Raw genomic sequence first — 21,264 nt, 5'->3', positions numbered from 1 at the left:
TACCACCAGAGAAAAGCCCGGGCGGTGGCGCCCGGCTCCACGTCGGATATTAGCTTACGCCCACTGTGCGGCGCCGAATGCTTTTTGTATGCAGGCATAGCGCGCCGCGCCCAAGAGGCCAGCATCGTCGTTCAGCACAATTCTTATCGGCATGTCTTGAAGCAAAGAACGCATGCGACCTTTATCGAAGAAGGCGTCCAGGAATTCCGGGCTCTTCATAAGCGGAATATTCTTGGCAGCGATGCTTCCGCCGATATAAATGCCTCCCAGCGACATGAATTTCAGCGCGCAGTTTCCTGCCTCGGCACCATAAACACTTACAAAAATTGACATCGTCTGCTCGCAAATCGGAGCCTTCTTTTCCAGCGCCAATTGCGAGATCAGTGCCGGCGGATCTTTGGTAGCCGCCATTTGTTCTCGCAGCCAGGGAGGCTCTTCGGCTCGCTTTGTGTGGCGCAGGAAGTCATAGACATTGTTGATACCGCCGCCGGAGAGTACGCGCTCATAGCTGACGGTTTTGTATCGGCTAAGCAGATACTTCAGCAGTTCGATCTGTAGTTCGTTACGCGGTGCAAAGTCGGAGTGCCCTCCTTCGCAGGCAAACGGATGCTGGCGGAATCCGTCCCATAACAGGCCAGCCTCACCCAGTCCGGTGCTGGCGGAGATCACGGCAGTGTTTCCTTCCGCGTCCTCGGATCCCGGATGGAGAGTGATGAAGTCCTTCGATTCGAGCGAATCGAGTCCGTAGGCGTAGGCTTCTAGATCATTGATCAACCCAACGTTTCTGAGATTCAGCTGGCGCATCAGCTCGCGCGAATCGATGGTCCAGGGCAGATTCGATATCTTGCTCTTGCCTCCACGTACCGGGCCAGCTACGGCAAAGCAGGCGCTTTGTGCAGGAATGCCTTCGCTGCGAATAAATTCGCCGGCGATCTGTGCGAGACCGCTGTATTCTTGGCTCTCATAGATTTTTTCGACAACCAGCGGAAACTTGTTGCCTTCGGCCTGAAAGGCGGCGACACGGCTGTGCGTGGCTCCAATGTCCCCGGCGAGAATCATCATGGTATGTCCCTCCATTTGCGGCCGTCGCGCGCGAGCAGGTCGTCGGATTCCTTCGGTCCCCAGGTGCCCGCGGCATAGTTGGGAAATTTGCGAGAGGGCACGGCGCGCCAGACGTCGAGCACGGGATCGACGACGCTCCACCCGGCTTCGACCATGTCGGCGCGCTGGAAGAGCGTGGGATCGCCGATCATGCAGTCGTAAAGCAGGACTTCGTATCCCGTTTTGGGTTCGGTTTTGAAGTACTTGGCGTATTCGCAGCTCATGTCGACCGATCCGACGCGAACCGTCGAGCCAGGGATCTTCGCGCCGAAGCTGAGCATCATTCCCTCTTCCGGCTGAATCTGGATCACGAGTTGATTGGTGCGCAACTGATGCCCGGCGGTGTGCTGGAAGATCTGCAGCGGCGTGCGTTTGAACTGGATGGTGATCTCCGTATGCCGGCGCGCGAGGCGCTTGCCTGTGCGCACGTAAAACGGAACGCCGGCCCAGCGCCAGTTGTCGATTTCGAGCTTCATGGCAACGAAGGTTTCTGTGCGCGACTCGGGAGCTACGCCTGGTTCCTTGCGATAGCCGGGCACGGTCGCGCCGTCGATCTGTCCTTCTCCATATTGTCCGCGAACCGAGTCGTGCAGGACGTCATCTGGATTGAAAGCCTTCATTGCATGCAGCACCTTTGCCTGCTCGTCGCGCACAGCTTCGGATCTGAACGATGCCGGCGGCTCCATCGCCGTGAGGCTGATGAGCTGCATGATGTGGTTCGGGACCATGTCGCGCATCGTGCCGACGTTGTCGAAGTATCCGCCGCGCCGCTCGACGCCCACCGTTTCGGCATTCGTGATCTGCACGTGATCGATGTAACGATCATTCCACAGTGGCTCGAAGATGCTGTTACTGAAGCGAAAGACGAGCAGGTTCTGAACTGTCTCTTTGCCAAGGTAATGATCAATGCGATAAATCTGATCTTCTGCGAGAACAGACTGAATCCGCGCGTTCAGAGTTTTGGCGGATTCGAGGTCGTGACCAAATGGTTTCTCGATGATCACCCGACGCCAGTGTCCGGTCTCTTCACACGCGAGGGCGTGTCGACCTAATTGCTCCACGATCTGCGCGAAAAACTTCGGCGCAGTCGCAAGGTAAAATAAGTAGTTGCCTTCCGTTCCATATTGGGAATCGATCTGACGCAGCCTTTCGGTCAGGCAGGCGTACGTGGCTTCATCGCCGAAATCACCGCGTTCGTAATACAGCCGCTCGCAAAACCACCGCCAGGCATCGCTATCATGGTTCTCCTGCTCCACGAATTGCGTGACTTCCTTACGAAACGAATCGCCGCTTAGATCGTCCACCGATACGCCGACCACGGCAAAGTTGTCCTGCAGCAGCTTGTCTTTAGCGAGATTGAAGAGTGCAGGAACGAGCTTCCGTCTGGTGAGATCGCCGGCAGCTCCGAAGACGACCATCACGCATGGACCAGCGGGCTTGTCGGTCGGATTGAACTCCTCTTCGAGGTTAACTGCTGCCGCGCTTGCCATGTGACCTCGTTACAACAGGGGGAGAGCATTGTAGGATGCGGCACCTACGTCTGACTACTGCCGAACAGCTACGGTAGAATTGTCCCGACTGCAGTCGTCCCACACTTTGCAGACGAGTTCAGGCATTGGACTGGCACAGCCGTCGCATCTCAGAGATCCTCGAGCGCGCTCTTCTCGAAGACCGCGCCACGCGCGACGCTACGACTCAAGCCTGCATCGATCCGCGCATGCGCGCTACCGCGACCATTCACGCTAAGCAGGCATGCATCCTGTCTGGCCTTGGAGCCGTGAATCGCATTCTCGAGATCTACAGCAATCTCGACAAGTCTGTCATTGGGCATCATGAGGTCATCAGCCATCCTGAAGTGTTCGACGGCGTTCGTCTCCACGATCGCCAGGCAGTTGCGGTAATTCGCCACAATGCACGCGTGATTCTTTCCTGCGAGCGCGTGATCCTGAATCTGCTGCAGCGCATGAGCGGCATCGCGACCATCACGCGGCGGTACGTGGACGTAATCGGAGGGACGAAGGCGCGTATTCTCGATACCCGCAAGACCGTTCCGGGAATGCGTCTGCTCGATAAATATGCCGTACGCTGCGGCGGCGGACATAATCATCGCCTCGATCTCTCCGACGGTGTGCTGATCAAGAACAATCACATTTCCCTTGGCGGCGGGATCGCGCAGGTCCTGAAAAAGGCCCATGAAGCGCGCGTGGGAACTCAGCCGATTGAAATCGAAGTCCGGACAATGGAAGATCTCGAAGAGGCGTTGGCGAATGGTGCTGAAGCTGTCCTGCTCGACAACATGGATCCCGCTGCGGTCCGCAAAGCTGTGGAGCGGGTGGCGAATCACACGCGCCGTATTCCGCTGGAAGCTTCAGGTGGAATGAATCTGGAGAACGTTCGTAGTTATGCTGAGACGGGAGTCGATTACATCTCCGTCGGCGCGCTCACGCATTCCCCGCAAGCCGTGGACCTGAGCATGAAGATCACCCCTGCCCTCTTTTAAGGAAACCGGCGGCGGTTCTGTATTCCCAAAATGAAAAAGGCCTTCGTTAGGCACGAAGGCCGCAAATCAGTTTGCCTAAAGCAGCAGTTATTTCTTCTTCGCTGCTTTCTTCTTTGTGGCCTTCTTTTTCATTGGCATCGTTAAGTTCCTCCTTGTGGAACGTTCTCCCTTAGGTTTGGAGAGCTGCAAGAGCTACTCCGCTTATTGCGCTTACTGCACTACTACCCCAAGATATTGGGCCCTGTTTCGTTCAGTGTCAAGAATTTTGTGAGTTCCTGCGCCTCTATAATCGGCGCTTCTCCCCGATGGCCGATCCAGTTGAACTCGAAATTTTCCGCGAACTCTTCCATTCCATAGCGGAAGAGATGGGCGCATCTCTGCGTCGTAGCGCGTTTTCGCCGAACATCCGCGAGCGTCGCGACTACTCTTGCGCAGTTTTCGACGGTGACGCACAAGTGATTGCCATGGGTGATCACATGCCCGTGCATCTCGGCTCGATGCCAATGTCAGTGCAGGCCGCAATTGCTCGATTGCAGCTTGGGCCAGGTGATGTCGCAATGCTCAACGATCCGTTCGCTGGCGGCACGCATCTGCCAGACATCACGCTGGTTGCTCCCGTCTTTATTCAACAGAGGAAGGCGGGCAGAGGCCGCAAGAGGAAGAGCAACAAGCAGCAACCTGATTTCTATGTAGCTTCGCGCGCTCATCATGCCGATGTCGGCGGTGCGGCAGCGGGATCGATGGGACTCTCGCGCGACATATACCAGGAAGGTTTGCGCATTCCTCCTGTGCTCCTTGTGCGTGCAGGGATCACCCAAGGCGACATGCTCAACATGGTGCTTGCGAACGTGCGTACGCCGGCGGAGCGCGAGGGCGATCTCGGCGCGCAGATTGCTTCCTGCAACACTGGCGCGCATCGGCTCGCGGAATTATGCCAACGCTACGGTATCGTGCGCGTTCAACGCGCAGCAGATGAACTGCAGGAATATGCCGAGCACATGATGCGTGCTCTCCTCGCCAGTCTTCCCAACGGGGAGTACGACGCTGAAGATTTCCTCGACAGCGATGGCATCTCACACCGGCCGGTTCGAGTGGCAGTGAAAATGCGTGTCGATGCGAAGAAGCGCGGCACAGAGCCGATGGTGACGATCGACTTCAGCGGCTCCGGTCCGCAGGTCGAGGGCAGCGTAAACGCGGTCGAGGCAATTACTTACTCTGCCTGCTTCTATGTATTTCGTTGCCTGCTCGCAGAGGATGTTCCGGCTGCAGCAGGCATTATGCGCCCGGTTCGGGTAATTGCTCCGCCAGGAACCGTTGTGAACGCCCGCCCACCCGCGGCAGTCGCAGGCGGCAATGTCGAGATGTCGCAGCGCATCGTGGACACGCTCTTGCGCGCGCTGGCCAAAGCAGCTCCTGATCGCATTCCCGCCGCCTCGTCAGGCACGATGAACAATCTCACGATTGGCGGGCTCTTCGCGAAAGACCACGTGCGTGCCGGCGAGCCATTTGCCTATTACGAGACGATCGCGGGCGGAATGGGCGCACGTCCAACGCAAAATGGCATCTCGGGCGTCCACACCCACATGACAAATTCGCTGAACACTCCGGCCGAGGCTTTGGAGTACGCGTATCCGTTTCGCGTGACTCGCTACTCGCTGCGCTCCAACAGCGGTGGAGTAGGAAAGCACGTCGGGGGTGACGGTATTGTGCGCGAGCTGGAGCTGCTGTGCGATGCCGACGTAACGTTATTGGCGGATCGCCGAAAGCGTGGCCCCTATGGGCTGGAAGGCGGCAGCGATGGCGCTCCGGGTCGCAATGTCGTAATCCGGGGGGACGGCTCTGAACATCCGATTCCCGAAAAGGGAACTGTTCGGCTGAAACGCGGCGAGCGCGTCAGGATTGAATCCCCAGGCGGCGGAGGTTGGGGTAGAGCTTCTTAAGAGTGCTGCGGCCATTCCTGACGCTTTGCGTTCATCTATAATTCGCGGTTCGCCCTTGCGGCCTCTGCCCGTGAGTTCGGCGAAGATTCCGTAGCCTTCATTTGTTGCGCTGGCGTCGCGCAGGATCATCGTTCATGGCCATGAGAGTAAGAAAGGCAGTCTTCCCGGCAGCGGGACTCGGCACTCGTTTCCTTCCCGCCACGAAGGCTCAGCCCAAGGAAATGCTGCCGATTGTCGACAAGCCCATCATTCAATACGGCGTGGAAGAGGCGCTCGCCGCCGGGTGCGATCAAATCATTATCGTTACTGGCCGAGGCAAGAGCGCGATTGAAGATCACTTCGACGTGAGCTACGAGCTCGAGAAGATGCTCGAGGAGCGCAAGAAGACTGAGCTGCTCACGATAGTGCGGCAGATCTCAGACATGATCCACGTCGCCTACGTTCGTCAGAAAGAGGCGATGGGCCTCGGACACGCCGTGCTGATGGCGCGTGAGCTGGTCGGCAATGAACCATTTGCAGTCCTGCTTGCGGACGACGTCATCGACGCGAACCCGCCGTGCCTGAAGCAGATGATCGATCAGTTCGATAACACGCAGTCGAGCATCATCGCCACACAGGAAGTGGATGGACCAGGGATTTCAGCCTATGGCGTTCTGGACGCGACTGCGGTCGCAGGGAATGATCGCCTGTATCAAGTCCGCAACATGGTGGAAAAGCCGCGGCTTGACGAAGCGCCATCGAATCTTGCAATTATCGGTCGCTACATTCTGACGCCTCGAATTTTCGAGGTGCTCGATCGCACTCCTTTGGGCACAGGTGGAGAACTACAGCTTACCGACGGAATGCGCCTACTGCTGAAAGAAGAAAAGATCTACGGCTATCGCTACGAAGGCAAGCGCCACGACGCAGGAGACAAACTCGGCTTCCTCAAAGCCACAGTCGAGTTCGCGCTCAAGCGTCAGGAACTAGGGCCGCAGTTCCGCGAATATCTAAAAAAGCTGCAGCTTTGAGGTGCAATCTTAAAACGTCACCACAGACGACACAGAGAGCACAGAGGAACTACACATCACGAGGTGGCAACTTGCTCTCATCAGTCCTCCGCGCGCCTCTGTGTCCTCTCTGGTTCTAAACTCAGTGGAAAGCAGAAAAGGCGGCTCGTGAGCCGCCTTTGCTATCTCGGAGATTCGAATCTCTACACGTTGCCTTCGGTGCCCGTAGCCTGCTGCGACTGCGCACGTCCCATGACGTTTTCAGCCTGGCTGCGAATGGTGCTGATACCCGAGCGTACGCGTTCTTTGCCCTGGTCGATCATTTCGCGCGCACTGTCAGAAAGATCGCTGGCGCGATCCACAAGATTGTTACGAGTCTCTTCGCCGCTCATCGGGGCGAACAGCACTCCCAAGCCAACTCCAATTCCGAGTCCAATCAGAAAACCTTTCATGCAAAAGTCCTCCAGCTAAATTTTACGGGGTTCCAGTCCTAACCACCGGCCGCCTCCTTAGAGATGCCGCTTTCCTCAGAGAGTTTGCCGCACAGAAGTGGTGCAACTTCGCTGCCGATGAAAATTTCGAGCACCCGCGGAACGCGATGAATTCAACTTTGCTTCGGACTGGTTCCATCCCGGCCGAAGGAAGGAACTGCTGCGGACGTGCTCTTTGTTGTTGCAAGCGAAGCACTTTACCAGATGGCGCACTTTGGCGCATGCCACCGTTCGTGGGTCAACTGCAATACTGCACGTCCGAAGTCGGGGCCTAAATGCTTGAATCGAATGGCCAAACGACTGCATTCAGAGCTGCTGGCCTGACTTCGTCCAACTACCCACTCCGCCATTCCGCGCCATTACGAATGCAAGTACCTGAATTTCACTACAATTGTTGCTGTTCCATGCGTCACTCGGTTTTATCTCTATAACCCCCAGAGGAGAAGAACACAGTGAAGAAGCTACTAACGATGGTATTTGCACTCGCGTTGATGGGTTCGATGAGCTTTGCGCAGTCGAGCAGCGGTGATCAATCCAGCAGCAGCCAGACCGCGACTTCTGGACAGAACAGCACATCGGGCGATCAGAGCAGCAGCACAACCACCACAACAACCAAGAAGCATCACAAAAAGCACAAAAAGGCCAAAGGGACCTCGACCGACAGCACGAGCAATCCCAGCGACTCGAGCGGCTCAACCAGCAACCCGAAATAGCAAGTTCCATTCCGGAACCAACGAGCCTCCCATTTTGGGAGGCTTTGCTTTTTGGCAGTCAGCATTCGGCAATCGGCATTCGGGGAAAAGCTGTGATGTAAACCCTCCCGAATAGAACACCTGCTGTCTCGAAGGAGCCGCAGTCGAGTAGTCAAAGGCGAGCCGAAGGCACACTGCTCAATTCGGATTGCCTCTGTTATCCTTTGCGCTCAATGGCGCACCGGAAACTTCACACCGTTTTCCTTACCGTTCTACTTTTCCAGTTTGGATACTTCGCTGCGGCTCAGAACGCCGAGCAGCAAACTGCGCGCTATTTCGAGTCGATTCGCAACAGTCCTCCATTGCTTGAGGCTTTTCTTCGCGAAATGCCGAAAGGCGGTGATCTCCACAATCATCTGAGTGGAGCGGTTTATGCCGAAAGCTATCTTCGGTTCGCGATTCATGACGGCTTGTGCATCGATCGCAAAGCGCTGGCATTTGCCGCCTCGCCATGCGACGCAGCGCGCGATAGCGTACCCGCCGAAACGGCACTCACGAATCCGTTCCTGTATCGCGTGCTGATCGATGCGCTGTCGATGCGCGACTTCCATCCATATTCCCAACCTGGCATTTCAGAATCGGGAGAAGACCACTTCTTCGCCACATTCGGGCGCTTCGGACTGGTGTCTCGCGCACACACCGGCGAAATGCTCGCAGAGGTCGCGTCGCGTGCCGGACGACAGAACGAGTCCTACCTGGAACTTACGCTGGGGCTCGATCGGACATCAGCGCAGCTCGCTTCCCAGGTGGGATGGACCGAAGACTTCGATCAAATGCGTAAGAAACTCACAGACGCTGGAGTCGCCGAAGTTGTCGGCGAGGTACGAAAACAATTAGACGAGGCGGAAGCGGAGAAAGATCGCCTGCTTTCCTGCAATGACTCTGCTCATGCCGATCCAGGCTGTAAGGTCACCATTCGCTACATCTACGAGGTCTACCGCGGTACGCCGAAAGAGCAGGTGTTTGCCGAGATCATGTCAGGGTTCGCCCTTGCGAAGGCCGACCATCGCTACGTGGCAGTGAATCCCGTGATGCCGGAAGACGGCTACACGTCGATGCACGACTACGATCTGCACATGCGCATGTTCGCGTACTTTCACAAGCTGTACCCGGACGTCCATCTCACCGAACATGCAGGTGAACTGGCCGCCGGGCTCGTGCCGCCCGCCGGGCTACGTTCGCACATTCGCGATGCCGTGGAGATTGGAGACGCAGAACGCATCGGGCACGGCGTGGATGTAATGCACGAAGATCGTCCGATCGAGTTGCTGCAAGAGATGGCGCGCAAGAAAATCGCTGTCGAAATCTGCCTGACGAGCAATGACCTGATTCTCGGAGTAAAAGGCGATCGCCATCCCTTTCCCGTCTACCGAAAATACGGAGTTCCAGTCGTGATCGCCACCGACGACGAAGGTGTCTCCCGCTCCGACATGACGCACGAGTATCTGCGCGCGGTCGAGGATTATCGATTGAGCTATGCCGACTTGAAGCAGATCGTGCGCGACTCGCTGAAGTACAGCTTTGCCGAGGCGGCGGTTAAGAAGGAACTCACGTCGAATCTAGACGCGAGATTTGCCAAATTTGAGCGGCACACCTTGAGTGCCATTCCCAAATAGGACCAACGTAATTTGACGGCGTTATCCCAGAATAGGAACATACGCCGCCATGAACTCCCTTTGGCCGAAAATCGAGAGCCCCGAGGCGGCTAAATCCGCGATGAAGAATGCGGCATCCGCTTCGTTCATCATTGTTGCGGTTACGGGAACGGTGGCCGTTCTGGCGATCATGCTTGGCCACGCTATTTTGGGCATTGGCGGTTCGGCTCTGGTCGACGCCGGCCTATTCGCGTTGATTGGATGGCGCCTCCGCAAACACTCTCGTATCGCTGCAATTCTCGGGTTGCTGCTCTACTTACTCGAGGCCGGGCAGCGATTCGTCAGCAGCGCGGGATCTTCAGCAACCGCGGGTTCTGTGGTCACCATTCTTTTCATCCTCTACTTCATAAACGGCGTTCGCGGGGCCATGTACCTTCACCAGTCCTCAAGTCCATCGCCTCAGCCCTCTGGTGCACCAGCAAAGTAAAGCCGCACATGCGCGCTAAACCCGCTCCACCGTTTCGCCGGTATCGTACTCGGGAGCTTTATCGGTGTGCTCCTGTTTCCGATAAAGAATGCGAAGGGTAATTGGCGCAAAGATAGTTGTCGCGGCAGTCATGAAGACGACGATGGCATAGGCTGCGTCAGAGATCATCTTCATCTGCAGTCCTAGCAGGGCGACGATCAGTCCTACTTCGCCGCGAGGCGTCATGCCAACGCCTACCTTCATTACCGTGTCCCATCCTTCGCGTAAGACGGGCAGTCCGCAACCGATTAGCTTGGAAATAATCGCAAGCACGGAAACCACGCCGGCAGCGATGAGCAGTGATCCGTTGAACACACTCAGGTTCAGCTTCGCTCCCATGATGAAAAAGAAAAACGGAGCGAGAAATTCATTAATGCCCGCGACGCGTGGCGTCAAATTCCATTCTGGAGCGTATTCGGCGAATGCGAGCCCAGCGAAGAACGCGCCAATAATTGCCGCCATGCCGATCTTTTCGGCGCCAACAGAAAGCGCCAGGCAGATTGCCAGCGCGAGAACGAGCGGAGCGTTGTGCGTTTCCATGCGTTCCAATCCGGGACGCATATGCTGAATCACTCGGGGAGCGAAGAAGATCATGGCCAGTGCAAAGCCCACCGCTTCCACCAGCAGCAGCGACAATTGAATCCACGCGATCTCACCTGAAGAAACCAGCCCCACGACGACAGCGAGCAGCACCATGCCGAGAATGTCGTCGAACACGGCGGCGCCAAGAATGATTTTTGCCGGCCGCGTCTGCATCACGCCGAGGTCTTCGAGCACCCTGGCGGTGATTCCGACGCTGGTCGCGACCATAGCTGCAGCGATGAACGCCGCTTCATGTGTGGGGTGATGCCGGAGCATCAGGTAAACAAATCCCATCAGGAAGGGCAAAGCCATGCCGGCCGTTGCCACTCCCAAAGCCGAGGCCCCGATTTTTATGAGCTCCTTCGGACGCGTCTCGAGTCCTACCGTGAAAAGCAGGAAGATCGCGCCTAACTCGCCGATGGAGGTCGTGGCGTCGGTGGGAATGACGAACGCCGTAAGGTAAGGACCGAGCACGACGCCGGAGAGTATCTCTCCCAGCACCGCGGGCAATGAGAGCTGCTCAAACAGTTCGCCGAAGATCTTCGCCCAAAGGAAGATCACCAGGAGCTGCAGCAGAAATGGGTCGGCGCCGTGCGTCATGCCGATTACTCATTGTCTAAGGGAACGAAGCTGCGCGCCAGTGAAATCCAGAGTAGCTGGATTCCAGCTGCTGAACTGCCAATGGCTTACGGGAACTCAGCCGGTTAACACTATGCAGGTTTCAATGTGGAATGTCTGCGGGAAAAGATCGATCAAATGCATCTCGGCGATCTTGAATCCGCCCGCTGTAAGCTGTTTTAAGTCGCGAGCCAGAGTTGCTGGATCGCAGGAAACATACACCAATTCTTTTGTCGAGAGCTTCAAGAGCTCTTGACATACGACGCTCCCGAGGCCGCTGCGCGGAGGATCGACGATCACCAAGTCTGGGCGCAGTTTGCCTGACGTACTCGTCAGGTATTTCTCGGTGCTTTGAATTGAAACCTTCACATTTGCATGTGCATTTGCGCGGAGGTCTTGGGCTGAGATCGTCGACGACTCGACCGCAATCACCCGTTCAAAGCGTCGCGCCAGCGCAAGCGTAAACAGTCCCACACCGGAATAGAGATCTAATGCGAGCTTTCCTTTGCGCTGATTTACCGCGAGTTCCACCATCTGCTCGAGAAGGTGGCGGTTGGTTTGGAAGAAAGCACCCGCTGAAACGAGATACGTCTCGCCCGCTGCTGCGTAATTCATTCTTGGCTCGCCCCAGAGCAAATCGGCTTTGCTGTCGAAATTCCGCGAATTCCGAAAACAGACGAGTCCGACCGCCTCGGGAACCGTTCTCGAAAACACTTCTGCGAATGACCGCAGCGAGATCTCTTCGGCAGATTCGTCAACGTAGAGCTCAATTAAGCATGAGTCGTCGGAATGGTTCGCGAATAGTTCAATCTCCTCAATTTCGGGAGGAATTCCCTGCTTCTCTGCAAGCTTCCACAGTTCGGTCAGCACTTGATTGATAAGCGGAGAACTGATGGGGCATTCCCGGATCGGGAGAAGCTCATGAGAGCGGTGGCGAAAATAGCCGATGGCGAAGTCAGGGCTTGTACGCACATGGAAGCGAGTGCGGTTGCGATAGTTGAGCGGAGGAGAAGCATGACTCTGGATTTCGACCGCAAGCTCCAGTTTGGCAACACGCCGCAGCGTTTCTTTCAGAATCTCCGCTTTGAAACGAAGCTGGTCTTCATAGCCGATGTGCTGATAGTGGCAGCCGCCACACCGGCCAAAATATGGACAGGGCGGAGAACTGCGCAGCTTAGAAGGCTCGAGAACCTGATCCAGCGCCGCGTGAGAAAAGCCCGGCTTATCTTCGACGATCGTCGCCTGGACGCGTTCTCCCGGAAGAACGTAGGGAACAAAAACAGCTTTCGCGCGCTCTCCCGACACGCCACGCGCCAGTCCATCGCCGCCGTAGATTAGTTTTTCAATGGTGAGTTCCACGCGCGATCACATATAAAACAAACTAAGGCGTGGCAGCGAATAGCGTTCCAGGAGTCTTTTGTACAGGAACTGCTTCTGCAGTTGATCGATCTGTGCGGCATTCATCTTGCCGCGGTAGGTGGCGATCTGGCGATCGGCTTCGGCGCGAATGGCGACGAGCTCATCTTCTTTTGTTGAGGTCATCAATGCGGCCTGGATCTTCTCCTCGAGAACCGTGAGTCGACGTTCGACATCCTCAAGATGTAGCCGCTTGTTTGTACTGTGCTTCAGATCGTCAGCGATCATGAGCAAAGAGTCGCTGGCTTCGCGCACGACTTCCTGCGGCAATCCCTGTAGGTTCGCAACGCGCAATGAAGCAGCGTTCTTTGTGAGATAAGCTCCCACATCGTCGGCAGCGAGGCCGCTATCGTGGTCGGTTGTGGCGCGCTTGGAACCGACTGCGGCTTCCTTCATATCCTCGGCTGCGGCGAGAACTTCCTGTGAGCAGAAAGCAAGGCTGTTCACTTTGCGCGTCGTCCTGGGCTTGCGATCGTAAGTATCAAACGCAGCGTCAATGCCGCGCAACACGGCCTCGAGCGGCACGCCAGCTTCCTTCCAGGTCTCGATCAACGCCCAATCCAGCGTAGATAGAAGAAGCAGCGTGCCCCGCCGCCGCTGAAAATGCTCTTCGATTTCGGTGAAGTAGTTGAAGTAGTTCAACTCTCTATTTCAACACGAGGGTAGAGCAGGGAGACAGGACAGAATCCGCAACGCTGGCTTGGCGCTTTGTGGGGTGCTGGCGCCGGTGGGAGATGTTGCGAACATCAGAACCAGCCTCCGCAAACACGCGGCGGCCCACCGTCGGCGGTTCCGTCCTGCTCGTCCGCGCCTCCGAACACATGCCGCTTATTTGATACTTGACGCACACTCAGGGCAACGTAAGCTTGCTGGCAAATGAGAAGACGTTTGCTGGTTCTTGCCGGAACAGCTCTTCTATTTTGCAATCCAGTTCCCACCGCAGCCGCTCAGGGAGCTTTGGTTCTGGTGGGCTCAGGATCTACTGTCCCAGCGCCGCTGGTTGCGAAATGGACGGAAGCCTACAATCGGCGCGCTGCAAACGTACAGATACGATACGTCACCAGCGGGACCGACGAAGGTATCACCGCGATGTCGCATGGCAGCGGAGACTTCGCCATGGGCGAGGTTCCACTTACCAGCCAGCAACACGCTAAGTCCGGACTGATTCCCATTCCTGCCGTCGTGATCGGCATCGTGCCGATCTATAACCTGCCCGGCAATCCGGCTGATCTGCGATTTTCCGGTGAGGTCCTGGCCGAGATTTTCCTTGGCAGAATCAAAAACTGGAACTCTCCGATTCTGAAAAAGCTCAATCCGGGAATCAAGTTCCCGGATTTGGCCATCCGTGTCATCAATCGCCCGCCAGGCAAGGGATCGAACTACATCTTCACTGAGTATCTCTCCAAGGTAAGCCCAAAATTCCGGAGCGAAGTGGGAGTCAGCGCCTCTCCTAAATGGCCAGTGGGCAAACCTGCGGCACGCAGCTCCGAAATGGTGGAAACGGTAATGTCTCAGATGGGAGCCATTGGCTATGTCGAGGCGCAGTATGCCATTCAATCCAGAATTCCGTTTGGTCTTGTGCTCAATCCTTCCGGGCGGTTTGTGAAAGCCTCGTCCGAGAGCCTGGCCCATGCATGTCGAGCGGTGGAAACGCCGCAGTTCGATAAGTTCTCGGCCTCACTTACCAACGCTCCCGGAGAGCATTCGTTCCCCATCGCCAGCTTTGATTGGTTCTACCTCCGCAGCGATGCGGACGATGCCAAACGCATGGCGGCGCTGGAGGAATTTCTGGATTGGGTCTTTTCCGATGGACAGCGAATCGCGGCCGACGCCGGTTATGCCGATTTGCCCGTTCCGCTTCGCGCGAAGATCAGCGCACGGTTGCGGAACATGAAGCAAAAAGAAACAGCTCATCTCCGGAGCGAGGATGGATTGTCTCATATTGGGAACTGAACCTCTTCGGACTTATAGAAGCACTGCTTTCTCATACTTATTTTCATCGGGATGAAAGTTCCCGAGTGGGTTCGGCCGATATATGCAGCGCGTTACACTCACCGAGCAACAAAGACAAACTCCTACGGGACATCAATGACCAAACACGACAAGGACTCCAAAGAAATCTCACGTCGCGGCTTTCTCGAGCTAGGCTCTGCGGCGGTTGCCGGCGTCGCTGGCATTCTTTCAGTTGCGGAGGGAGCCTCAGCGCAGTCGCCGGAAAAGATCTCCACCGGCCGAACCACGCGCATTACTGATCCCGGCCCCACGGACAAATCGCTCGACAGCGCAAATCCTGATGTCAGCGTGCCGCCGCTCACCGACTCAGGGGGCGTTCCGACATTCAAATATCCATTCTCGCTCTCGAACCGGCGCACCTTCGAAGGCGGATGGTCGCGCGAGGTCACCGTCCGCGAGCTACCGGTGTCGAAATCGATGGCCGGAGTGAACATGCGGCTGACCGCTGGCGGAATCCGCGAGCTGCACTGGCACACCGCTGCCGAGTGGGCGATCATGCTCTACGGCTCGGCCAGAATCACGGCGATCGACAACGACGGCCGCAGCTTCGTGCGCGATACCAGCGAAGGCGACCTCTGGTATTTCCCCACAGGAATACCGCATTCCATCCAAGGGCTCGCCCCCGACGGCGCCGAGTTTCTTCTGGTCTTCGATGACGGCGACTTCTCCGAATACGCAACGGTATTGTTGTCGGATATCGTGACTCACACGCCCAAAGAAGTTCTGCTGAAGAACTTCGGAATGTCGCAGCAGGCGGCGCAGAGCATGCGTGAAGGCGAGCTGTTCATCTTCCAGGCGCCGGTACCCGGGCCAGTCACGCAAGATCAGAAGCTCGCTGCAGGAAATCTCGGATCTTCTTCTTACGATTTTTCTTTTCGAACGCGCGATCTGGCGCCAACAAAGAAGACTAAGGGCGGTGAGGTGCTGATCGTCGATTCAAGCACTTTCAAAGCATCGACAACGGTCGCTGCTGCCATCGTAACCGTCCATCCCGGAGGGCTGCGCGAGTTGCACTGGCATCAGCATGCCGACGAATGGCAGTACTACATGAGCGGCACCGGACGGATGACGATCCTTGCTCCCGGCCATCGGGCGCGCACCATGAACTTCACAGCCGGCGATGTGGGATATGTGCAGCAAAGCCTGCCGCATTACATCGAGAACACCGGGAATACCGATTTGAAATTCCTCGAGATGTTCAAGACCGGTCGTTACCAGGACCTCTCGCTGTCAGAGTGGCTGGCGCACACCCCGCCGGAGCTGGTGATGGCCCACCTCAACATCGATAAGAACACCTACGAGATGATCCCAAAGACGAAGGCGGTGATTTTGCCGGAATGATTGCGGCGTAACAACAGAACCGGCGGCGGTAGCCGGTGGGCCGGAGATTGCCGAATGGCCAGCTCCGGGCGCATCCATTCTGCAGACATTCTCGCAAAGCGCAGCCGCGACCCCAACGGCTGCCCCACCCGGCTACCGCCGCCGGTTCTGATCCAGTGTTACGTTATCGATCAGCCTCGTCGTGCCCACAAATGCCGCCACTGCGGCTAGCGTACGTGCCGAAACCGTGGCCACATCCTCCAGCGTGTCGGGATCAACCAGCTCGATGTAATCGACTCGCACCGCAGGCTCGCTGGCGAAAACTGCGAGCGCTGCTTCGATGAGTTTCTTCGAATCCCGCTCACCTTCGCGATATTGCGATTCGATCTCGCGCAGAGCGCGCGAGAGCACGAGCGCTTGCCTGCGCTCGTCAGGAGAGAGATACACGTTGCGCGATGAGAGCGCGAGACCATCGGCTTCGCGGATGATCGGCGCGACGACGATCTCAATCGGGAACATCAGATCGCGAACCATCCGGCGGATGATTGCTACCTGAGCTGCGTCTTTTTGGCCAAAGAACGCAACATCAGGTTCGAGTATGTGGAAGAGCTTGGCTACGACTGTCGCGACCCCGCGGAAGTGTCCTGGACGAGAGCGACCATCGAGACGTTCGCTTATTTCATCGACGTTCACAAACGTAGTGGCACCCTGCGGATACATCTCTTCGACTGCAGGCGCGAAGACAAGGTCCACGCCCTCGGCTTCGAGATTTTTGCGGTCGGCGTCGAGGCTGCGCGGATACTTCGAGTAGTCCTCTTTTGGTCCAAACTGCGTCGGATTCACGAAGATCGATGCTGTGACAAAATCGCAACGCGCTTTGGTTGCGCGCACGAGGGAGATGTGTCCGGCGTGGAGAGCGCCCATGGTTGGAACGAGAGCAACGCGTTTGCCGTCGGCTTTCGCCGACTGAACGGCCGCGCGCGCCTCGTTTACGGTTGTAACTAGTTTCATTTCAGGGAGCCGTCCCGGCGTGCCGGGACGGTACTGACAAATGGTTGGTGCTCGAAGTAAACGAACTCTGTGTTTACTTTTCCATCCTTCGAAATGCGATGGATGGCAAAGCCGAGCGGGCTCTTTGGCGACCAGCTTGTGGCTGGAGCAACGTGAATCGTGAATCCATCTACGTTGTAGATCGTACCTTGATGCCAGTGGCCGGCAAGTATGTTTTTCACCCCGAGCTTGCGTAGCGCATCGAGCTCGCGCGTGCGCCAGGGGTCGTGGAGAATCCAATAGGGCTTGTCGTCCGGAGAGCTTTGCGGCGATGGACGGTCCGGCGGGACGTGCTGGAAGGGGATTACCGTTCCATGAATATGCAAGCCATTCAGCCAAGCCAGCATCTTCTCCGCGGCGGGCTCGTCCTCTTTTGGAACTTGCAGCGGAACTGGGGAATGGAAGTTGCTGAAGTTGCCGAGTAACTGCGAGTCGAGCGCGATGAAGTGAATGCTTTTTACGTCGAAGGTGTAGTAGTCCTTCCCGAAAACTTCGTTGTAACGCTCGGCGGTTGATGCGCTGTCATCGTGGTTGCCGGGGACGTAGTAGACCGGAACTTTGAGCGCGGCGAGCATCTGGCGGGCTTTATTCCAGGATTGCTCGTACTTGTCTCCGATGTCGCCGCTGACGATGACTGCGTCCACATGGCGCGAACGAATCAGGTTGATCGCCTGCTGGAGGCGTTCTTCGGTGCCGCGATGAGACTTGAGGCCTAGATGTAGATCCGAGAGGTGTGCGATCGTGATTGTCTGGGCCGACGACACTTGCGCTATTGACAGCAGAAACCAAAACCAGGAGCGAACACGAAGGTCACGAAGTCTGGAGAGCAAGGTCACGGAGTTGTTTTATCGCACCATTGCTCTTTTGCGGACCCTGATTGTTTCGAGGGCTGCTTGCGTTTCCTTGGGCAGGTGATACGACTCGCTATCTGAGGGGAATGTTTTTGCTTCTACATCCGCTTTGAATTCTGACACGGCTTTGTTGATTAGCGCGGCTGCATCGGCATATTGTCGGACGAATTTTGCCGGTTGGCGGTCGCTCAAGTTCAGGATGTCGTGAATAACCAGTACTTGGCCGTCGCAGTCCGGACCAGCGCCGATGCCGATGGTCGGGCACTCGACTTCTTCGGTGATGATGCGGGCTACTTCGCGCGGAATGCCTTCGAGCACGATCGAGAATACGCCTGCGCGGTCGAGAGCTACGGCGTCTTTGACCAGGCACTCAATAGCATTCAGAGTCTTGCCCTGCACGCGGTAGCCGCCCATCATGTGGACGGACTGAGGCGTAAGGCCAATGTGTCCCATAATGGGAACCTCGGCGTCGAGCAGGCGATGAATGAGGCTCACGCGTTTTTCGCCGCCTTCGATCTTTACTGCTTCGGCCCCACCATCTTTCAGGAATCGTGCGGCGTTCTTGACCGCCTGCTTTTCGTCCACCTGGTACGAAGCGAACGGCATGTCCGCGATCACCAGCGCGCGCTTTACTCCGCGACGAACGGCGCGCGTGTGATGCAACATTTCTTCGACGGTGATCGGCAGCGTGTTCTCGTAGCCGAGGACGACCATGGCGAGCGAGTCGCCGACCAGGATCATGTCGATGCCCACTTGATCGACTAGGCGCGAAGTCGCATAGTCATACGCAGTGAGACAGGTAATCGGCCTGCCTTGCTGCTTCTTCTCTTGTATGGAGGTGATGGTGACCTTGGAATCGTCACCCGGACGAGAGGTGGTGATGCTCATTGAGTCCTCCAGTGCACCTCCGCGTAGCGGATAGCGCCTGTGCTGCTATTCAGATGCAGACGCGGTCATTGTAGCCGCAAATCTCTGGGAAACCAAGTTACCTGGGAAACCCGTGCGGCGCGCATGAACTCCGTACAGCAGCTAGGCTTCAATGCTGCTCAAGCATGACCATCTCCCGCCTAGAACGTGTGCCCCAGTCGGAGATGTTACGTTCGGTTGAGGTCTCGTGTTGTTCCTCAGGGAGCTTGAATTGCTTGCTGGGCGTTAGCTCCTGGCGCTGGTAGGAGGAGCCGATGTCCTGGCCGTAGACCACTTGCGGCGTGGCGGCCATGCGGTAGTACAGCAGTTTGCCGACGAACTGCCCGTCTTCGAGGAGAATTGGCATGTCGTGAGCACGAACCTCGAGGACCGCCTTTGTTCCGGGGATTTCGCCTTTGGATCCATAGCCGAACCCGGGATCGAAGAAGCCCGCGTAGTGCACGTGGAACTCTCCCATAGTGGGATCGTAGGCGACCATCTCTGCCGCATGATCGGGAGGAACGCGGACCTTTTCTTTTGAAGCGAGGAGGTAGAACTCGTGTGGTTCCAGAATGAGACGGCGGCTGCGCGGAGCGCGAATAAACTCCCAGAAGTCTGACATTTCGTAATGGCGGACTTTGCTGAGGTCAACCGGTGTGGCAAACTTCTTGGCCTTATACGCCACGATATCGGAGCGATCGGTTGCTTCGAGATTCACGGTGACCGACAGTCCACGGTTGATCGCGCTCACCAGGCGACCTTCGCTCTCGTACCGGACGAGCAGGTCGTCTTTCGCAAGTTCGCGGAGAGCGCTGTCACCACGGGCTTCGGCCTTGCCCCGAATGAAGCGGAGCTGGTTCAGCTTGAGTCCCTCGCGCACATACACGGGGAAGCTGCGCGTGACGACTTCGACATAAAGTTCGCCGGTATATCCGCGCGGGACGCGCTCGAACTCTTCGGCATGCTCGGTGATGAGCCGTGTGAAAATGTCGAGACGTCCAGTGGTGCTCTTGGGATTGGCGATACCGCTGATGTCGGCGGGCAGCCGGAGTGTCTCCTTGAGCTTGATCACGTAAACCGAGTTCGGCGTAAGCAGCGCAGGTTCACGCAGATCGACGGTGTCGATGAGGAGCCCGTCTCCGATCTTGCCTTCGAGCGTCGCCGATTTGCCCGGCAAAAAGCTGGCGCGAATGTGAAATGCCTGCTCGCCGAGACGGAGGTCGATGCTCGCCGGCTGGATTTGTGCGTCGGTGATTTGCGTATTGGCAGGCGCGCCTATCGTGCCGTTTGCGACCAAGGAGCGAATAGACTGTGACGGGAGAATTCCGTTGCTGCGTTCGAGTTCAGAGTCGGAAGAGCGGGTCTGGCTGGGAGTGCTCATGGGTGAGTGGGAAGGGTCCTTTGGGCAGATTACTTGCCAGAGCAACTCAGGGCAATAGACATTCTGCGAGCAAAACCGGGTGCATAACGTGGAATTCGGGGTAGAGGATGCAGGATCGGTTAGAGATGCTTTGTTTCCTGTGGATCTCCTCGATTGCTAGAGCGGTTTGGGTGGAGGCTGACCTTAGGCCAGGTGTTCTGACCGCATGCTGCCAGAGAAAGAGTCGGACTCCGCAGGTGAGGACTGGAACTCTCTGCTCTTTTCCCTGCTGGCTACGCAGCTTCTCGGCGGAGTTGTCCAAAAAGCCGGGCTTCCGGAAGCAATTTATTGCGTATTCCCTGCAGATTCCCTCGTTGATTGCGAATCACCTGTGTTGATGCGGGTCTGGCGTTCAAAATTTCTCTTGCGGGAAAATTTTCCCTGCTAAATTCCCTGCGCAGGGAATCTGTAGTGAATCGCTCTTCGGCGCAGTCAACCGCGAACTAGGCGGCCTTCCCAGCCTCATTCAGGGCAAGAACGGCTAGCTCCAGCCGATCACGTGCTCCGGTCTTGCCGAAGATGCTCTGCAGATGTCGCTTGACGGTGTTCTCGCTGATGTTCAGCTGAGTTGCGATATCGCGGTTCTTCATGCCACGAGCCACCGAGTAGGCGATCTGCCGCTCTCGGTCAGAAAGACGATGTAGCGAGGCTTGAGGAGCGCGCTGGGTCTCGCGAGTGTCGTTCGCGAGGCTGCTTACGACTTGACGTGCGAGCTCGTCAGAGAAGGCCAGCTCGCCTGCGGCAACCACGCGAATGGCTTCGAACAGGCTCTGCGGGCCGTCGCCTTTCATGACTAGACCTCGTGCCCCGAGGCGGACCACCTGGGCGTAGTCGGTCTCTGATTCTGACGCGGTTAGCACCACGGTGGCTACCCGCGTGCCGTTGCGATCCAGAGTTCGGAGAACCTCGAAACCATCAAAGTCAGGCATGAAAAGGTCGAGGACGAGGACATCTGGGTGGTGCTGCTGCACCATTTGCAGGGCCTCTTGGCCATTGGTCGCCGAACCCTCAACTTCGAAGTCCTTTTGGGTCGAAAGCAAGAGGGACAGTGACTCGCGCAGGATGGCGTGGTCATCCGCGATTACGATCCGGATCTTTTGCACGTCGAAGTCTGCCATAGGTAATCGCTTAGATGCAGAGGGACTAAGGTGGGTGGGAACACAGAATTAGCCGATTTCTGAGCGGCCAAGGTGC

At 56.9% G+C, this 21,264-nt stretch carries 19 protein-coding genes; 8 read left to right on the top strand and 11 right to left on the bottom strand.

The window, feature by feature from the left end:
* Positions 1 to 54 precede the first annotated feature (54 nt).
* Complete coding sequence (gene glk, locus VFU50_05795; protein HEU5232350.1) at positions 55 to 1,062, bottom strand: glucokinase; 1,008 nt, start codon at positions 1,060 to 1,062, stop codon at positions 55 to 57.
* Complete coding sequence (gene zwf, locus VFU50_05790; protein ID HEU5232349.1) at positions 1,059 to 2,591, bottom strand: glucose-6-phosphate dehydrogenase; 1,533 nt, start codon at positions 2,589 to 2,591, stop codon at positions 1,059 to 1,061. Before zwf ends, glk begins: the two co-directional genes overlap by 4 nt.
* Before the next feature lie 125 nt (positions 2,592 to 2,716).
* On the opposite strand from zwf, the gene nadC reads away from it, so the two are divergent.
* The 3 genes from nadC to galU all read left to right on the top strand — a co-directional run bounded on the left by nadC (position 2,717) and on the right by galU (position 6,551).
* The gene (gene nadC, locus VFU50_05785) at positions 2,717 to 3,601 is read left to right on the top strand and encodes a carboxylating nicotinate-nucleotide diphosphorylase (GenBank protein ID HEU5232348.1); all 885 of its coding nucleotides are present in this window, start codon (positions 2,717 to 2,719) and stop codon (positions 3,599 to 3,601) included.
* Between the two features lie 305 nt (positions 3,602 to 3,906).
* Positions 3,907 to 5,541, top strand: a complete 1,635-nt coding sequence (locus VFU50_05780; GenBank protein HEU5232347.1) for a hydantoinase B/oxoprolinase family protein — start codon at positions 3,907 to 3,909, stop codon at positions 5,539 to 5,541.
* Between the two features lie 134 nt (positions 5,542 to 5,675).
* Positions 5,676 to 6,551 (top strand): UTP--glucose-1-phosphate uridylyltransferase GalU, encoded by an 876-nt coding sequence (gene galU, locus VFU50_05775; GenBank protein HEU5232346.1) that lies wholly within the window; start codon positions 5,676 to 5,678, stop codon positions 6,549 to 6,551.
* A 182-nt stretch (positions 6,552 to 6,733) separates the two neighbouring features.
* Here galU and VFU50_05770 read toward each other — a convergent pair whose 3' ends face one another.
* Positions 6,734 to 6,982, bottom strand: coding sequence for a YtxH domain-containing protein (locus tag VFU50_05770; GenBank protein ID HEU5232345.1), 249 nt, complete (start codon positions 6,980 to 6,982; stop codon positions 6,734 to 6,736).
* Between the two features lie 491 nt (positions 6,983 to 7,473).
* Here VFU50_05770 and VFU50_05765 point away from each other — a divergent pair, with 491 nt between their 5' ends.
* From VFU50_05765 to VFU50_05755, 3 genes are all read left to right on the top strand, one after another.
* The gene (locus VFU50_05765; GenBank protein ID HEU5232344.1) at positions 7,474 to 7,734 is read left to right on the top strand and encodes a hypothetical protein; all 261 of its coding nucleotides are present in this window, start codon (positions 7,474 to 7,476) and stop codon (positions 7,732 to 7,734) included.
* 212 nt (positions 7,735 to 7,946) lie between these two features.
* The gene (locus tag VFU50_05760) at positions 7,947 to 9,389 is read left to right on the top strand and encodes an adenosine deaminase (GenBank protein HEU5232343.1); all 1,443 of its coding nucleotides are present in this window, start codon (positions 7,947 to 7,949) and stop codon (positions 9,387 to 9,389) included.
* A 49-nt stretch (positions 9,390 to 9,438) separates the two neighbouring features.
* Positions 9,439 to 9,855: a hypothetical protein gene (locus VFU50_05755; GenBank protein HEU5232342.1), complete on the top strand. Its 417-nt coding sequence runs from the start codon at positions 9,439 to 9,441 to the stop codon at positions 9,853 to 9,855.
* Positions 9,856 to 9,870: 15 nt separating this feature from the next.
* Here the strand turns inward: VFU50_05755 and VFU50_05750 are convergent, their stop codons facing one another.
* From VFU50_05750 to VFU50_05740, 3 genes are all read right to left on the bottom strand, one after another.
* Complete coding sequence (locus tag VFU50_05750; GenBank protein ID HEU5232341.1) at positions 9,871 to 11,076, bottom strand: cation:proton antiporter; 1,206 nt, start codon at positions 11,074 to 11,076, stop codon at positions 9,871 to 9,873.
* A gap of 96 nt (positions 11,077 to 11,172) precedes the next feature.
* A complete protein-coding gene (rlmD, locus tag VFU50_05745; GenBank protein ID HEU5232340.1) occupies positions 11,173 to 12,453 on the bottom strand; it encodes a 23S rRNA (uracil(1939)-C(5))-methyltransferase RlmD in 1,281 nt (426 codons plus the stop codon).
* Between the two features lie 6 nt (positions 12,454 to 12,459).
* Positions 12,460 to 13,152 carry a hypothetical protein gene (locus VFU50_05740; protein HEU5232339.1) on the bottom strand — a complete coding sequence of 231 codons (693 nt, stop codon included), beginning with the start codon at positions 13,150 to 13,152 and terminating at the stop codon, positions 12,460 to 12,462.
* A 234-nt stretch (positions 13,153 to 13,386) separates the two neighbouring features.
* Here VFU50_05740 and pstS point away from each other — a divergent pair, with 234 nt between their 5' ends.
* The gene (gene pstS / locus VFU50_05735) at positions 13,387 to 14,463 is read left to right on the top strand and encodes a phosphate ABC transporter substrate-binding protein PstS (protein HEU5232338.1); all 1,077 of its coding nucleotides are present in this window, start codon (positions 13,387 to 13,389) and stop codon (positions 14,461 to 14,463) included.
* A gap of 135 nt (positions 14,464 to 14,598) precedes the next feature.
* Positions 14,599 to 15,864: a cupin domain-containing protein gene (locus VFU50_05730; protein ID HEU5232337.1), complete on the top strand. Its 1,266-nt coding sequence runs from the start codon at positions 14,599 to 14,601 to the stop codon at positions 15,862 to 15,864.
* A gap of 132 nt (positions 15,865 to 15,996) precedes the next feature.
* Here the strand turns inward: VFU50_05730 and panC are convergent, their stop codons facing one another.
* From panC to VFU50_05705, 5 genes are all read right to left on the bottom strand, one after another.
* Entirely contained in the window at positions 15,997 to 16,854 is an 858-nt protein-coding gene (gene panC, locus VFU50_05725) for a pantoate--beta-alanine ligase (protein ID HEU5232336.1), read from the bottom strand.
* Positions 16,851 to 17,657 (bottom strand): metallophosphoesterase, encoded by an 807-nt coding sequence (locus VFU50_05720; protein ID HEU5232335.1) that lies wholly within the window; start codon positions 17,655 to 17,657, stop codon positions 16,851 to 16,853. Before VFU50_05720 ends, panC begins: the two co-directional genes overlap by 4 nt.
* Before the next feature lie 81 nt (positions 17,658 to 17,738).
* Positions 17,739 to 18,632, bottom strand: a complete 894-nt coding sequence (panB, locus tag VFU50_05715; protein HEU5232334.1) for a 3-methyl-2-oxobutanoate hydroxymethyltransferase — start codon at positions 18,630 to 18,632, stop codon at positions 17,739 to 17,741.
* Positions 18,633 to 18,780: 148 nt separating this feature from the next.
* Positions 18,781 to 20,031: a 2'-deoxycytidine 5'-triphosphate deaminase gene (locus VFU50_05710; GenBank protein HEU5232333.1), complete on the bottom strand. Its 1,251-nt coding sequence runs from the start codon at positions 20,029 to 20,031 to the stop codon at positions 18,781 to 18,783.
* Positions 20,032 to 20,513: 482 nt separating this feature from the next.
* Positions 20,514 to 21,188: a response regulator transcription factor gene (locus VFU50_05705; GenBank protein ID HEU5232332.1), complete on the bottom strand. Its 675-nt coding sequence runs from the start codon at positions 21,186 to 21,188 to the stop codon at positions 20,514 to 20,516.
* Positions 21,189 to 21,264: the final 76 nt, after the last annotated feature.

This window comes from Terriglobales bacterium, assembly GCA_035764005.1.
Taxonomy (GTDB): Bacteria; Acidobacteriota; Terriglobia; order Terriglobales; family Acidobacteriaceae; genus Gp1-AA112.
The sequence above is the reverse complement of the archived record's forward strand: the minus strand, read 5'-3'. Positions and strand labels throughout refer to the sequence as shown.